The 14,164-nt window shown below is 66.3% G+C and carries 13 protein-coding genes; 8 read left to right on the top strand and 5 right to left on the bottom strand.

Translation table 11 applies throughout. The features are described 5' to 3' along the window. Window positions 1-22 precede the first annotated feature (22 nt). From EY713_RS20960 to EY713_RS20940, 5 genes are all read right to left on the bottom strand, one after another. A complete protein-coding gene (locus EY713_RS20960) occupies window positions 23-391 on the bottom strand; it encodes a helix-turn-helix domain-containing protein (RefSeq protein WP_165491213.1) in 369 nt (122 codons plus the stop codon). Then, window positions 378-659, bottom strand: coding sequence for a BrnT family toxin (locus EY713_RS20955; protein WP_131118851.1), 282 nt, complete (start codon window positions 657-659; stop codon window positions 378-380). Before EY713_RS20955 ends, EY713_RS20960 begins: the two co-directional genes overlap by 14 nt. Before the next feature lie 81 nt (window positions 660-740). Then, window positions 741-1,376 carry a bifunctional nicotinamidase/pyrazinamidase gene (gene pncA, locus EY713_RS20950; RefSeq protein ID WP_170314095.1) on the bottom strand — a complete coding sequence of 212 codons (636 nt, stop codon included), beginning with the start codon at window positions 1,374-1,376 and terminating at the stop codon, window positions 741-743. Window positions 1,377-1,458: 82 nt separating this feature from the next. Next, window positions 1,459-5,055 carry a molybdopterin cofactor-binding domain-containing protein gene (locus EY713_RS20945; protein ID WP_131118849.1) on the bottom strand — a complete coding sequence of 1,199 codons (3,597 nt, stop codon included), beginning with the start codon at window positions 5,053-5,055 and terminating at the stop codon, window positions 1,459-1,461. A 2-nt stretch (window positions 5,056-5,057) separates the two neighbouring features. Next, a complete protein-coding gene (locus EY713_RS20940; RefSeq protein ID WP_131118847.1) occupies window positions 5,058-5,534 on the bottom strand; it encodes a (2Fe-2S)-binding protein in 477 nt (158 codons plus the stop codon). A gap of 313 nt (window positions 5,535-5,847) precedes the next feature. On the opposite strand from EY713_RS20940, the gene EY713_RS20935 reads away from it, so the two are divergent. From EY713_RS20935 to EY713_RS20900, 8 genes are all read left to right on the top strand, one after another. Next, on the top strand, window positions 5,848-7,338 hold the full coding sequence (locus EY713_RS20935) for a 6-hydroxynicotinate reductase (RefSeq protein WP_425374376.1): 1,491 nt from the start codon (window positions 5,848-5,850) through the stop codon (window positions 7,336-7,338). After that, entirely contained in the window at window positions 7,335-8,243 is a 909-nt protein-coding gene (locus tag EY713_RS20930; protein WP_131118843.1) for a UPF0280 family protein, read from the top strand. Before EY713_RS20935 ends, EY713_RS20930 begins: the two co-directional genes overlap by 4 nt. After that, entirely contained in the window at window positions 8,236-8,820 is a 585-nt protein-coding gene (locus EY713_RS20925; protein WP_131118841.1) for an amino acid synthesis family protein, read from the top strand. The genes EY713_RS20930 and EY713_RS20925 overlap by 8 nt, the downstream gene beginning before the upstream one ends. After that, entirely contained in the window at window positions 8,817-9,401 is a 585-nt protein-coding gene (locus tag EY713_RS20920; RefSeq protein WP_131118839.1) for an amino acid synthesis family protein, read from the top strand. Before EY713_RS20925 ends, EY713_RS20920 begins: the two co-directional genes overlap by 4 nt. 83 nt (window positions 9,402-9,484) lie before the next feature. Further along, window positions 9,485-10,696 carry an ABC transporter substrate-binding protein gene (locus EY713_RS20915; protein ID WP_131118837.1) on the top strand — a complete coding sequence of 404 codons (1,212 nt, stop codon included), beginning with the start codon at window positions 9,485-9,487 and terminating at the stop codon, window positions 10,694-10,696. A 40-nt stretch (window positions 10,697-10,736) separates the two neighbouring features. Then, on the top strand, window positions 10,737-12,617 hold the full coding sequence (locus tag EY713_RS20910; RefSeq protein WP_131118835.1) for an ABC transporter permease: 1,881 nt from the start codon (window positions 10,737-10,739) through the stop codon (window positions 12,615-12,617). Next, the gene (locus EY713_RS20905) at window positions 12,614-13,402 is read left to right on the top strand and encodes an ABC transporter ATP-binding protein (protein WP_131118833.1); all 789 of its coding nucleotides are present in this window, start codon (window positions 12,614-12,616) and stop codon (window positions 13,400-13,402) included. The genes EY713_RS20910 and EY713_RS20905 overlap by 4 nt, the downstream gene beginning before the upstream one ends. After that, window positions 13,399-14,115 carry an ABC transporter ATP-binding protein gene (locus EY713_RS20900; RefSeq protein ID WP_131118831.1) on the top strand — a complete coding sequence of 239 codons (717 nt, stop codon included), beginning with the start codon at window positions 13,399-13,401 and terminating at the stop codon, window positions 14,113-14,115. The genes EY713_RS20905 and EY713_RS20900 overlap by 4 nt, the downstream gene beginning before the upstream one ends. Window positions 14,116-14,164 lie beyond the last annotated feature (49 nt).

Here is a 14,164-nt window from a genome sequence, read left to right as displayed (position 1 = left end):
TCAGGCCGATGGAGTTTGGACCCTAAGCGGCGGATGACTCCATGTGCGACAGCGCGCGTTCGACGGCTTCCGGTTCAACACGGATCGTTTCCAGATAGGCGAGCGCGGCAGGATCAGGACGGCGACGCCCCTGTTCCCAATCCTTCAACCGGGCGGCCGAGAAGTGATATGTCCGGGCGAACACGGATTGGCTCATCCCGCGCGCCTTGCGGATGCTTTGCACGCGGCGGGCCAAGCGAACAATATCAAGCTCCTCCTCGGTCATCGGAGGGTTATCGACGTCCTCATGGGCATTCTGCTCGACCTCCTCCGCCGTCATGGCGTCGAGCCGAACCAGCGTCTCCCTGCTGAAGGTCGGCCTATTCGCGAGATCGAGCTTAACCTTGGCCATAACTACGCTCCTCGCCGGCATTGGCGCGACGGGCTGATATCAACCGGCAAACGTCGCTCCGCATGACGAACACCACCGTGACCAACCGCCCGGCGATCGTGCCGATGGCCTTCTCGCGGCTCTCGCCGTCTTGCACTCGCACCGTGGTCACGACGACGTGGTCAGGATCAGCGAACACACCGATGGCAACGTCGAACGGGATGCCGTGTTTGGTTAAGTTCCCCTCAGCCTTGATATCATCCCACTCGAACTCGGACGGCGTATCCATATCGGTGTATACGGCATCGCCGTACGATCTGCAAATGGCGTGATGATCAAAGCTTGCGCCGTCTTCATCTAGAGGCGTCGATCAGACCACCCCTTCCGCCATGATCCGCTGCACGCCGCCCCCGGCCATGGCGGCCCAGGCTTTGGCGAGGCTGCCGTTGCTGTCGATGGCGCGGCAGGCATCCTCGATCACCAGGCTGTCGAAGCCCGCCGCGCGGGCGTCGATGGCGGTCCAGCCGACGCAATAATCGGTCGCGAGGCCGCAAACGAAGACGCGGGTGAAGCCCCGGCTTTTTAAATAGCCGGCGAGGCCGGTCGGGGTGTTGCGATCGGCTTCCATTAAGGCCGAATAGCTGTCGACCTCGGGATGAAACCCCTTGCGGATCACCAACTCGGCCTTGGACGCCTCCAGCGCATCCGACAGGGCCGCGCCGCGCGTGCCCTGCACGCAATGGTCAGGCCAGAGAACCTGATCGCCATAGGCGAGCTCGATCATCTGAAACGGTGTCTTGCCCGCGTGGCTCGACGCGAAGGAGATATGGCCGGGCGTGTGCCAATCCTGCGTCAGCACCACATGCGCGAAACGCTGGATCAGCGCGTTGATGGGCGCGATCACCGCGTCGCCGTCGGGCACAGCAAGCGCGCCGCCCGGCAGAAAGTCCGTCTGCACGTCCACGACGATCAGGACGTCATGGTCCGTCGGGGCGATGGGGATCATGGCCGGTGTCTTTCTGCGTTTGGGATGCCTGAACCATAAGGCTAACGTAGCCGCCTCCGTGACGCGAGAGCCGGCGACCAGCTCAATGTGGCGCATCGGCGGTCCTGACACGGGCGATGGTGGTCTCGAGATCGGCCCAGGCCGGCGCGTCCGGCGCGAACCGCGCGCGGATGTAGCGCAACAACTCCGCGACCTGCTGGTCCGAAAAGCTGCCGGCGAAGCCCGGCATGGCGCCAAGGTCGGCATGGGCGGGCTCGGCGATGCCGTGCAGCACCACGCGGGCGAGATTGTCGGGCGAGGCGCTGTGCACGTTCGTGTTGAGCGCGAGGGCTGGCCGGGCGCCGAACAGCACCGGCCCACCCGCCTCGTGGCACATGGCGCAGGCGCCATCGTAAAGCCGCCCGCCCAGCGCCGAGGCCGTGAGGGGCGCGGTGGCTGTGCGCTGGGTAAGCGCTTCGGCGAGGGCCTCGGTTTCGGCGGCCGTCGGTGTCGCGGTTTGGAACGAGGCGAGATAATGCGCCATGGCGCGGAGATCGGCGGCCGGGACAGTGCCGAGTTCGGACACGACCGCCGCCATCGGGCCAGCCGCGACGCCGTGGTGACGTGATTGCCCGGTCGACAGATAGGTGAACAGCTCATCCTCGGTCCAAGGGATCGGCGCGCGTGACAGCGCCGTGAGAGCCGGAGCCTCCCACCCCTCGACGAACGCGCCCGCCAAATGTTGCGCGCCGCCTTGCTCGGCCCCGAGCGCGTTGCGGGGCGAGTGACAGGCGCCGCAATGGCCGAGGCCCTCGACCAGGGAACGCCCCCGGTTCCACTGGTCCGAGCGAGTTGGTTCGGCCTGCAGTGGGCCGGGCTTGAGGAACAGCGCGTTCCAACCCGCCATCAGGGGGCGCAGGTTGAACGGGAACCGCAGCGTCGTGACGGGCGGTTCATGCGCGACTGCCGGCTGCGCCATGACATAGGCGTAGAGCGCCTGGAGGTCGGCCTCGCTTGCCTTAGTGAAGCTCGTATAGGGATGCGCCGGGTAAAGGTAATGGCCGTCGCGACTGACACCGTCCCGCATGGCCCGCTCGAAGGCCGGATAGGACCACGAACCGATGCCGGTCGCCAGATCCGGCGTGATGTTGGTCGCCGTGACCGTGCCGAACGGCGTTGCGATGGGCTTGCCGCCCGATAGGGCGCCCCCGGGACCGGCGTGGCAGACCGCGCAATCCCCCAGCGCCGCGACGATGCGGCCATGCTCGATCGTGACGCTCGAATAGACGGCTGGATCGGGCTGCGGAATGGGCGGGATGGCGCCGCGCCACGGTGACGGCACGACGGAGATCGCGGCGATGACGCCCGCCGCCGCGACGCATCCCGTCACCAGCGAGCCGAACCAGTTGCGGCGCGGCGTTTCCGCCGTAAGCGTTTCGACCGGCGGCGGCAGCGGATTGAGCACGGTGCGTACCCGCTCTGGCGTGAACGGCGGCTCGCGGAATCGCACGCCGGTCGCATCGAAGATCGCGTTTGCGATGGCGGCCGCGCTCGGCACCGAGGCCGATTCGCCGACGCCGAGCGGCGGATCGTTGGGTCGCGGCACCATCAGCACGTCGATAGCGGGGAGTTCGGGAAAGGTGATGATCGGGTAGGCGCCCCATTCCCGGCTCGTCACCGCGCCACCGCCCTGATGGTCGAACGTCACCTGCTCCTTCAGCACGCGGCTGGTGGACTGGATGACATTGCCGTGGATCTGATGTTCGACCCCGGCCGGGTTGATCATCAGGCCGGAATCCTGCCCGACCACGACACGGGTCACATCGACCTGGCCGGTCACGCGGTTGACCGCGACATCGGCGATCCAGGCCGACGAAGCGGCGGCGGTTCCGGGGAATTTGCCGTGCACGTAGCACGCATAGGCAAAGCCGCGCCCGCGCAAGATGTCACCCTCGGGCGCAAGCGTCTGCGGCACGGTATGGGGCTGCCAGTCGCCGCGCGCCGCGACGGCGCGGACGAGGTCGATGGCGCGCGGATCGTCGAGGTAGCGGAGCCGGTAGTCGATCGGGTCGACGCCCGCTTCGGTCGCGAGTTCGTCGATGTAGGATTCATGCGCGAAGCTGTTCGGCATCGACGAGACGCCCCGGAGCCAGGAGGCGCGGGCGATCGGCGCCATGTCGTGGACGGTGACGCGGGCGTGATCATAGCGATAGGGCGGGATCGCGGTGCGGTCGCCCATCTCGAAGACGGCCGCGACCGGCGGGATCGTGCCGGTCAGCAACAGCGCCAAGGTGGGCGACCCGTTGGACGGATAGCGGGTGGCGAAATCATAGGCGGCGGGTTCGCCCGCTGCCGTCAGGCCGCCATCGACATCCATGACCTGCGCGGTGCCCTTCGGTTCCCACGCATGCTCTTGCTCGCGCGACAATTGCACCCGAACCGGTCGCCCGACCGCGCGCGACAGCAGCGCCGCATCGGCTCCGACATCGTCGGCGCAATTGCGGCCATAGCAGCCCGCCGCCTCGTGCCGGATAATCGCGATGGCGGTCTCGGGCAGGCCGAGCAGCCGCGACAGGTCGGTTCGCAGCATCAGGGGATTTTGCGTTCCGGACCACAGCGTCATGCCGTCCGGGCGAACATCGGCGACCGAGCAGGATGGCCCGATCGCGGCATGCATCTGATAGGGCCAGACGTAGGTTCGCTGCATCCGCGTCGTAGCCTCGGCAAGCGCTTTTTCGACGTTGCCGCGATCGAGAAGCACGCGCGGCTTGGACGGATTGGCGCGTAACGCCGCCTCGGGCGCATCGAGGTCCGGCAGTCCGGGCCAGGGTTTCCATCGCGTTTTGAGGTGCTCCGCCGCCGTGACCGCATTCTCCTCCCGCTCGGCCACGATGCCGATGAAGTCGCCGATCACCACCACGGCGATGATGCCGGGAATGTCGGCGATGGAGCTCTCGTCCACCCCGATCAGGCTGGTGCCGACGAACGGTCCCGCGTCGACGCCAGCATAAGGGGGTCGCACGACGCGGCCATGCAGCATGCCGGGGACGCGCACGTCATGCACATAGGTAAAGCTGCCGGTCGCCTTGGCCGGGATATCGATGCGGGGCGTGCTGCGTCCGACGAGGCGATAGTCGGCGACGTCCTTCACGACCGTGTCGGGCGACAGCAGCAATCGGATATGGCGGCCCTGAAGCAGTTCGCCGAAGCCGATCGCGGCATTGCCGCCATCCCGGCGTCGCACGATGCCGTTCTCGACCGCGAGGTCATCGGGCCGGACACCCAGCCGCTCCGCCGCCAGGCCGACGAGGTGATGGCGCGCCTGCGCAGCCGCCTGACGTAACGGGATCGCGGTGACCTGGATGGTCTCGCTCGCGATCGTGGCACCCTGGTTTGGCACGAGCGCGCTATGGCCCAGCACCATGGTGACGCGATCGAGCGCCACGTCCAATTCATCCGCCACGATCTGGGCTAGCGCGGTGCCGATGCCGGTGCCGAGATCGACGTGGCCGTTATAGGCCGTCACGTTGCCGGTGTCGTCGACCACGACGAAGAGTTCGAGGTCATGCCCCTCCGGTTGCGGCGAGGCGCTGGCCGGCTCTTCGACGATTGGGCCGGCCGCATGCGGGCCGCGAAGAACCAACAGCACGCCTTGGCGGGCGAGTTCGTCAGCCTTCGTCCGCACCACATTGGTCTGCATGGTCAGCCACCGTGCCGAGCGGCGCGGAGGTGATCGGCGGCGCGGCGCACGGCGCGCAGGATCTCGACATGGGTGCCGCAACGACAAAGGTTGTAGCGGAGTTCGGCGCGGATCTGCGCGTCGTCCGGCTCGGGATTGCGATCCAGCAGGGCCTTGGTGGTCAAGATCATGCCGTTCAGGCAATAGCCGCATTGCGCGGCCTGTTCGTCGATGAACGCCTGCTGGACCGGATCGGGGTGGTCGATCGACCCCAATCCCTCAAGCGTGACGACGCGACGGCCCGCCGCGACACCGAGCGGCACGATGCAGGCGCGCGCCGCGACGCCGTCGAGCAGCACCGTACAGGCGCCGCATTCGCCGAGGCCGCAGCCGAATTTCGGGCCGTTCAGCTCGAGATCGTTGCGAAGCACGTAGAGCAGCGGAACATGAGCTGCGATGTCGAGATCGTGAGCGGTGCCGTTGACGGTGAGGCGAACCATGCTGGCCCTGATCGAAGGAGCGGCCTCGGCCGGTGTGAGAAACCGATTCTATCGTTTGTGTACGAACATGCAAGAGCGAGGCCGAGCACCTCTTGGTCTTCGATCATGCCTCAACTTCAATGGTTTGCCCAATGCCGCAGCAGGTGCTGCTCAGTCAAATTGCACACACAAGATGCCGTTATTGGGCCTCTTGACATAAGTCTAAACTGGCGACCACACTTGTTCGTACACCAATGAATTTGCCGCGATGTCGATCCTCCGTTTCGGGCTTTAGCGCCGGGAGTTTCGCCTCCAGAGGCTATGCGCCATGACGATGCAAGACCCCGCACCCGCCGTTGCCGACGACAAGATCCGCTGCGATGCCTGTCCGGTGATGTGCTTCATCAAGCCCCACGCGCTCGGGGCTTGCGACCGCTATGGCAATGAGGGCGGCGTGCTGGTTCGCGTCGATCCGCACGTCGTCCTCGACCATTGGCTGAGCGACGGCGGCGCCGTCGTGCCGTTCAATGCCGGTGCGCTGGATTGGGACGGCAGCATCCTGCGCGAACCGGCAACCTTCATCACCGCGATCGGGGCCGGAACGACCTATCCGGATTACAAGCCCGCGCCCTTCATCGTCGCTTCAGAGGTCGAGGGCGTCGACATGGTCACGGTCGTGACTGAGGGTATTTTTTCCTATTGCGGCGTCAAGGTGAAGATCGACACTGACCGGCATCTCGGGCCGGAGCGGGCCCTGGTGCGCGCCGACGGCGAGCCTGTCGGCCATGTGACGACGGGGGAATATGGGTCGCAGATGCTGTCGCTCGGCGGCGTCCACCATCTCACCGGCGGCACGAAACGGGAGGGCCGGGCCACCTGCGACGCGCTGCTGGCTTTGTGCAACGGCGCGGCGGTCGAACTCACGGTGGACGAGGGCGCGACCGTACTGGTGCAGGCCGGCAAGCCGCCGCTCGTCAACGGTCAGGTGGAAGAGCGGATGCGGGTCGGCTGCGGCTCCGCCACGATCGGCATGTTCGCCAAACAATGGTTCGGCAAGGTCGACGAGGTGGTGGTGGTGGACGACCACATCACCGGTGTCCTGTCGGAGCATCAGGCCGGTAAGCTGCTGGGCATCGCCGATAGCGGCATCAAGATGAAGGGTCGCCGTTCAACCCCGGGTCGCTATTTCCAGGTTGCGGACCCTGGCACCGGCTGGGGCGGCACCAACATCGCCGATCCGCTGCAGATCCTCGGCTCCTTCGATCCGCGCAAGGCGCGACCGGGCCTCACCATGCTGATGGTGTCGACCACGGGCGAACACGCCTCCTATTACGTGCTCGACGAGGCGTTGCGCCCGGTGGAGCAGACGATGCCCGACGATCTCGCGCGCTCGGTCGCCTTGATCCAGGAGAATTGCGAACCGGCTCTGTCGACCGTGCTGTTCATGGGCGGGGCAGGCGGCTCGCTGAGGGCGGGCGTCACCGAAAATCCGGTGCGGCTCACCCGGTCGGTCAAGGACGCGCTGACGGTCGTGACCTGTGGCGGCGCGCCGACCTATGTCTGGCCGGGCGGCGGCATCACCTTCATGGTGGATGTGTCGAAGGTGCCGGCCAACGGCTTCGGCTACGTGCCGACCCCGGCGCTGGTGGCTCCGGTCGAATTCACGCTGCGGCTGTCGGATTACGAAAAACTTGGCGGCCACATGGATCACGTGCGCCCGCTGTCCGAATTTCGTGGGCCGGCGGCCCATCGGACACGCGTGCCGCATCGGGCCGAGAACCCCTGGCCGCTGATGCCGGACGCAGCACGCGGGCCGCATCGGTGAGGGCGCCGCCGCAGATCCGCTTTTTGCCGGATGGGCATCGCCTGCATCTGCAGGATGGGCCGATCGATCTCGTAATCGGGGTATTCGGCGCGCACGAGGCGGTGCGTGCAGCCTATCGCGCCGCCGCGGACCGTTTTGTCACCATCCTCGACGAGCTTTGCGTGGAGCTTCCGGCGCTCCGGGCCAGAAGCCGTGCCGGCCACAATCCGATGCAAGGCCACGTGGCGCGCGCCATGCAGGCGGCCGTCGCGCCTTTCGCGTCGTCCGATTTCATCACGCCGATGGCGGCTGTGGCGGGTGCGGTCGCGGATGCGGTCCTCTCCAGCATGGGTGCGGCGGCGACGCTCGAGCGGGCCTATGTCAACAATGGCGGCGATATCGCGCTGCTGCTCGGCCCCGAGGCGGCGTTCACGATCGGCATGGTCGACCGGCCCGATCGGCCGAGCCTCTTCGGCGACGTCAGGATTACGGCGGCCGATCCAATGCGCGGGCTCGCGACAAGCGGATGGCGCGGCCGAAGCTTTTCGCGCGGGATCGCCGATGCCGTGACGGTGCTGGCCGCGACCGCCGCCGAGGCCGATGCGGCCGCCACCATGATCGCAAATGCGATCGACCTCCCCGCCCACCCGGCCGTCCGGCGCGCACCGGCTGCCTCGATCCAGCCCGACAACGACCTTGGTTCCCGTCTGGTGACGCGGGAGGTTGGGCCGCTCACCCGGGCCGAGATCGATCGAGCCCTCGCGGGCGGCGCCGCTTGCGCGCGCGATCTCGAGAGACGCGGGCTGGTCCATGGCGCGGCGTTGCATCTCCAGGGTGTCACGCGCGTTATCGGCGCTGTTCCGGGTCTCGCCGCCAAACTAACGCTGACCACCCCATCGCTTTTCAGAGAACATGCCTATGCCTGAGGTCACGATTCGCAAGCGCCTCGTCTGCGTCGAGGAGATCTACCACGAAGGCGGCCCGGTCGCGGCCACACCCCTGCGGCGCGGCGCCATCCTGACCGCGATCCGCAACCCCTTCGCTGGCCGCTATGTCGAAGCGATCGCGGGCTTCATGGAGGATCTGCAACCGCTCGGCGTCGCCATGGCGAGCGATCTTCTCGCCGCGCTCGGCGGCGATCCGGCGCTGATCGCGGGCTATGGCAAAGGCGCGATCGTCGGCCAGGCGGGCGAACTCGAGCATGGCGCGCTGTGGCACGTGCCAGGGGGGTATGCCATGCGCGCGGTCCTCGGCGACGCGAAAGCCATCGTGCCCTCGAGCAAGAAGGTGGGCGGCCCCGGCACCCGGCTCGACGTGCCGATCACCCACATCAATGCGTCCTACGTTCGCAGTCACTTCGACGCGATGGAGGTCGGCATTCCGGACGGCCCCCGCGCCGATGAGATCGTTCTGGTGCTGGTGATGACGACCGGGGCGCGCGTTCATGCCCGCGTCGGTGGTCTGGCGGCTAGCGCCATCAAGGGCGAGGACGGCCTGCGATGAGTGCGAGCATCCGCAAGATCGTGACCTTTGTCGAGGAGGTCCGGAGCGAGATGGGTCGTGCGATCGATCCGCCGACGCGTCGGGCCGCCGCCGTGGCCGTGATCGAGAACCCCTTCGCCGGCCTCTATGTCGAGGATTTGGCCGACCTCGTCGCCATTGGTGAAGAACTCGGCGGCCTCTTGACCGTGCGAGCCGTGGCGGCTCTCGGCATCGCGGGCGATCGGGTGCAGAGCTATGGCAAGGCGGCACTGGTCGGCGAGAACGGCGAACTCGAACATGCAGCCGCGATCCTGCATCCCAAGATGGGAACGCCGGTTCGCGGGGCGCTAGGCGGTGGCGCGGCGCTGATCCCATCCTCCAAGAAGCGCGGTGGCCCCGGCGCGGTTCTCGATATCCCGCTTGGCCACAAGGATGCGGCCTTTGTCCGCAGCCACTTCGACGGCATGGAGGTGCGGGTCAACGATGCGCCCCGCGCCAACGAAATCCTCGTCGCGATCGCGATCACCGACAGCGGGCGTCCTTTGCCGCGGGTCGGCGGGCTCGCAATTGCGGACATCAAGGGCCAGGACGGATTACGATAGAACGAAGGTCGCGCCTCTCGCTCGATGGCGCGCATGACGGATCGGACGGCCGCCGGCCGCCCTTGCAGAGAAAGAGACGTTTCATGACACGACGCCTTCTCGTTTCAGCGTTCCTGCCCGCCGTTCTCTCCCTCGTCGCGGCGGCCGCGCCTGTGCTCGCGGCCGATGGCGAGGTCAAGATCGGGGAGATCAACTCCTATTCGGCGCTGCCCGCCTTCACCGAACCTTATCGCAAGGGCTGGCAACTCGCGGTCGAGGAGATCAACGCCCACGGAGGCATCAACGGCAAGACGCTTGTGGTCGTGTCGAAGGACGACGCCGGTAAACCGGCCGATGCCGTGACGGCCGCCAATGAGCTGGTGTCGCGCGAGGATGTCGTGATGCTGACCGGCGGGTTCTTCTCGAATGTCGGCCTCGCGCTCGCCGATTTCGCCAAGCAGAAGAAGGTGCTTTACCTGGCCGGTGAGCCGCTGACGGACGCAATTGTCTGGTCGGCGGGTAACCATTACACGTTTCGGTTGAGGCCTTCCAACTACATGCAGGCCGCGATGCTGGCGGACGAAGCCGCCAAACTTCCGGCGAAGCGCTGGGCCACGATCGCGCCGAACTATGAATATGGCCAGTCGGCCGTTAAGGTCTTCAAGCAACTGCTATCGGCCAAACGGCCCGATATCGAGTGGGTCGGCGAGCAATGGCCCCCGCAAGGCAAGATCGACGCCGGTCCTGTGGTTCAGGCCATCGCGGCCACCAAGCCAGACGCGATCCTCAACGTCGAATTCGGCCCCGATCTCGTCAAGCTGGTCCGCGAAGGTAATACGCGCGGCTTGTTCAAGGATCGCTCGGTCGTCAGTTTCCTGACCGGCGAGCCGGAATATCTCGATGCCTTGAAGGATGAAGCGCCCGAGGGGTGGATCGTCACCGGATATCCCTGGTACGGCATCCACACCCCAGAGCACGACGCCTTCCTGAAAGCCTATGACGACAAATATCACGATCATCCGCGTCTCGGATCGGTGGTCGGCTACACGCTGATCCAGGCGGCTGCCGATATTTTGCGGAAGGCGCCCTCGACCGACACCGAGGCTTTGGTGAAAGCGGCCGAAGGGCTGACGTTCGACTCCCCCTTCGGCAAAGCCAGTCTGCGCGCGATCGATCATCAATCGACGCTCGGCGCGTTCGTGGGCACCACGACCGTGAAGGACGGCGCCGGCATCATGAAGGATTTCGTCTATCACGACGGCGCCTCCGTGCTGCCGAGCGACGACATGGTGAAGACGCTCCGTCCGCAGATGTGAGACGCGACACGCGCGTCGATCTCGAAAAAAGGTGAGCGTCTTGGACTTCTATCTTGCCCAATTCCTCACCGGTCTTGCGGCGGCCTCGTCGCTCTTTCTGGTCGCGTCGGGGCTCTCGATCATCTTCGGGGTCACCCGGATCGTGAATTTTGCCCATGGGGCTTTCGCGATGCTCGGGGCCTATGTGGCCTATACGCTGACCGAAAGCTTTTCGGGTCCGTTCGGCTTCTGGGGCTCGCTGGTGCTGGCCGCGCTGGTCGTGGCGGCGGTCGGGGCCGCGATCGAGATGCTGATCCTACGCCGCATCTATCACGCGCCGGATCTTTTCCAATTGCTCGCGACCTTTGGCCTGACCCTGATGGCTGAGGATGCCGTCGTGCTGATCTGGGGGCCTGAAGATCTTGTCGGCCCGCGAGCGCCCGGTCTGCGCGGCGCGGTCTCGATGCTCGGCCAGCAGATCCCGTCCTACGATCTGTTTTTGATCGCGATGGGGCCGCTGGTGCTTGGCGCCCTCTGGTTGGTGTTGCATCGAACGCGGTTCGGCATCTTGCTGCGGGCCGCCACGCAGGATCGGGAGATGGTGGCGGCGCTCGGCGTCAATCAGAAGTGGCTGTTCACGGCCGTCTTCGCGTTGGGCGTTTTTCTGGCCGGCCTCGGCGGCGCGCTGCAGATCCCGCGCGACGCCGTCAACCATGCTATGGACCTGCAGGTCATCGTCGAAGCTTTCGTGGTCGTGGTGATCGGCGGTCTCGGCAGTGTCGGCGGAGCGTTCGTCGCCTCGGTCATCGTGGCCGAACTCAATGCCTTCGGGATCCTGGCCTTCCCGACCGTGTCGATCGTTCTCGCGTTCCTGGTGATGGCCGCCGTTCTGGTGATCCGGCCCTATGGGCTGTTCGGTCGTCGCGAGGCGCTGTCGCGAAGCGCCGCCGTACTGGCGTCGCGCCCGTGGGCGCCGATGTCGTCGCGCGGCCGGGTTGCGGTTGCCGGTGTCGTGGTGGTGTTGGCGGCGCTGCCGCTGGTGGCCGGGGATTATTGGCTTACGGTCGGGGCCGAGATCCTCATCGTGGCTCTGTTTGCGGCCAGCCTGCAATTGCTGATGTCGACCGCCGGCCTCGCGTCCTTCGGTCATGCGGCCTATTTCGGCCTTGGGGCCTATGGCGCGGCGCTCGCCACCAAGGCGCTCGGCTTGTCGATGATCCCGGCGCTTGGCTGCGGTGTCGCGTTCGGTATCGCGGGGGCGGCGCTGTTCGGTCTGTTCTGCGTGCGGCTGTCAGGCGTCTATTTCGCCATGCTGACCCTGGCGTTCGCGCAGATCGCCTGGTCCATCGCGTTCCAATGGAGCGCCGTTACCGGAGGCGACAACGGGTTGCTCGGCGTTTGGCCCGCCGCTTGGGCGTCATCGCCGCGCGGCTTCTTCTGGTTCGCGCTCGGCTGCGCCGTTCTCGGAGTCGCGGCGCTTCGGATGCTTGTGTTTTCGCCTTTCGGATACGGGCTGAGGGCGGTGCGCGACAGCATGCTGCGCTCCGAAGCGATCGGGATCGGCCGCTATTGGACGCAATGGATTGCCTTCGTCGTGGCCGGCGGTGCCGCGGGGTTGGCGGGCGCGGAATTCGCTTTCCTGAAAGGCAGCGTCTTCCCCGACGCGCTCGGTATCCCGACCTCGGTCGATGGTCTGGTTATGGTGCTGCTCGGCGGCGTTGGCACGGTGTCGGGCAGCGTCGTCGGCGCGGGCGTCTACAAGGCCCTCTCGATCTGGCTCGTCAGCCAGACGGATTATTCGAAGCTGATCCTCGGCGCCGTGATCGTCGGTCTTGTGCTGGCGTTCCCGAGCGGCCTCGTCGGCTTCGTGAGTAAACTGCGCTCGCCCTTCGGGAGGCCCAGCGTCCCGCAGCCCCAACCGCGCGTGGAGACCGCCGAATGAGCGAGGCTGCGCTTCTCGAGGTCACGACCCTGGCCAAACGCTATGGCGGCGTGCAAGCCGTTCGAGGCGTATCGTTCCGGTTGATGCGCGGCGAGATCTTGGCGCTGATCGGCCCAAACGGCGCCGGCAAATCGACCTGTTTCAACATGTTGAACGGGCAGATCAAACCGGATGGCGGCACCATCCTGCTTGACGGGCAAGCCGTGACGGGCTTGTCACCCGCTGGCATGTGGCGGCGGGGTGTCGGCCGCACGTTCCAGATCACGGCGACATTCGGGTCGATGACGGTGCGCGAGAACGTGCAGACAGCGTTGCTGGCGCATGCGGGTCGGATCCGTCGTATGACCGGCACGGCCGGCAACGCGCAACGCGAGGAGGCGGATTCACTGCTCGACCTCGTCGGCTTGCGGCAACAGGGAGACCGGGTCTGTCGTGCGCTTGCTTATGGCGATCTGAAGCGCCTGGAACTCGCGGTCGCACTCACCAACGATCCCAAGCTGCTGCTGATGGACGAGCCGACCGCCGGCATGGCGCCAACCGAGCGGATCGCCCTCATGCGCTTTACGGCCGATCTCGCGCGCCGACGGGGGATCGGTGTGCTGTTCACCGAGCACGACATGGACATCGTCTTCGAACATGCCGACCGGGTGATGGTGCTGAACCGGGGAGAACTCATCGCGGTCGGTACGCCGGATGTGGTGCGCCGCGACGAGCGGGTGCGCGCCACCTATCTCGGTGATGGCCTCGTCTATGCGCCGCAGGCCGGGCAAGAGGCCACGACATGAACCCGGCTCCCAAACTCGACGTCTCTGGCCTGCGCGGTTGGTACGGCCAGGCCCAAATCCTCTTCGACGTCGCCTTGCAGGTCGGGCAGGGTGAAGTCGTGGCCCTGCTGGGCCGCAACGGCGCCGGGAAATCCACGACGTTCCGGGCTATCGCGGGTCTGCTCGAGCGTCGCGCCGGGCGCGTGATCTTCGAGGGGCATGATCTGTCGGCGCGGCCGACCTACGAGGTGGTTCGGCATGGCTTGGCCTTCGTGCCGGAGGATCGCCGGATCTTCTCCGATCTGACCGTCGAGGAGAATCTGGCGGTCGGGCGGCAAAAGCCGCGCGCCGGGGTTCCGGTCTGGACGCCGGATCGGCTTTACACGCTGTTTCCCAACCTCGGCGCGATGAAAAACCGCCCGGGTGGCGCGATGAGCGGGGGCGAGCAGCAGATGCTGACGATTGCCCGCTCCCTGATGGGCAACCCGAGCCTCGTTCTTCTGGACGAACCTTCCGAAGGACTCGCGCCGAAAATTGTCGAGGATATGGCGCGCGCCATCCTGCAGCTTAAACGCGAGGGGTTGAGCATTCTTCTGTCGGAACAGAACCTGCACTTCGCCCGGCTCATTTCGGATCGCGCCATCATCATCGAGCGGGGGCAGGTCATGCTCGAAGGCACCATCGCGGAGATCGACAGCAATCCGAAGACCTCCGAGGCCTATCTCGCGATGTGAGAGGGCGACGACACGGTCGGCGTAAGTCGGTTCGGACGATGCGATCGGG

It is taken from the genome of Lichenihabitans psoromatis (assembly GCF_004323635.1).
GTDB lineage: Bacteria > Pseudomonadota > Alphaproteobacteria > Rhizobiales > Beijerinckiaceae > Lichenihabitans > Lichenihabitans psoromatis.
This window is presented reverse-complemented; position numbering and strand designations above follow the sequence as displayed.

Excerpts from the sequence above, each read along its gene's own strand:
- EY713_RS20960 (WP_165491213.1), bottom strand. The coding sequence starts at position 391 with ATGGCCAAGGTTAAGCTCGATCTCGCGAATAGGCCGACCTTCAGCAGG.
- EY713_RS20955 (WP_131118851.1), bottom strand. The coding sequence starts at position 659 with ATGGATACGCCGTCCGAGTTCGAGTGGGATGATATCAAGGCTGAGGGG.
- pncA (WP_170314095.1), bottom strand. The coding sequence starts at position 1,376 with ATGATCCCCATCGCCCCGACGGACCATGACGTCCTGATCGTCGTGGAC.
- EY713_RS20945 (WP_131118849.1), bottom strand. The coding sequence starts at position 5,055 with ATGCAGACCAATGTGGTGCGGACGAAGGCTGACGAACTCGCCCGCCAA.
- EY713_RS20940 (WP_131118847.1), bottom strand. The coding sequence starts at position 5,534 with ATGGTTCGCCTCACCGTCAACGGCACCGCTCACGATCTCGACATCGCA.
- EY713_RS20935 (WP_425374376.1), top strand. The coding sequence starts at position 5,848 with ATGCAAGACCCCGCACCCGCCGTTGCCGACGACAAGATCCGCTGCGAT.
- EY713_RS20925 (WP_131118841.1), top strand. The coding sequence starts at position 8,236 with ATGCCTGAGGTCACGATTCGCAAGCGCCTCGTCTGCGTCGAGGAGATC.
- EY713_RS20920 (WP_131118839.1), top strand. The coding sequence starts at position 8,817 with ATGAGTGCGAGCATCCGCAAGATCGTGACCTTTGTCGAGGAGGTCCGG.
- EY713_RS20915 (WP_131118837.1), top strand. The coding sequence starts at position 9,485 with ATGACACGACGCCTTCTCGTTTCAGCGTTCCTGCCCGCCGTTCTCTCC.
- EY713_RS20905 (WP_131118833.1), top strand. The coding sequence starts at position 12,614 with ATGAGCGAGGCTGCGCTTCTCGAGGTCACGACCCTGGCCAAACGCTAT.
- EY713_RS20900 (WP_131118831.1), top strand. The coding sequence starts at position 13,399 with ATGAACCCGGCTCCCAAACTCGACGTCTCTGGCCTGCGCGGTTGGTAC.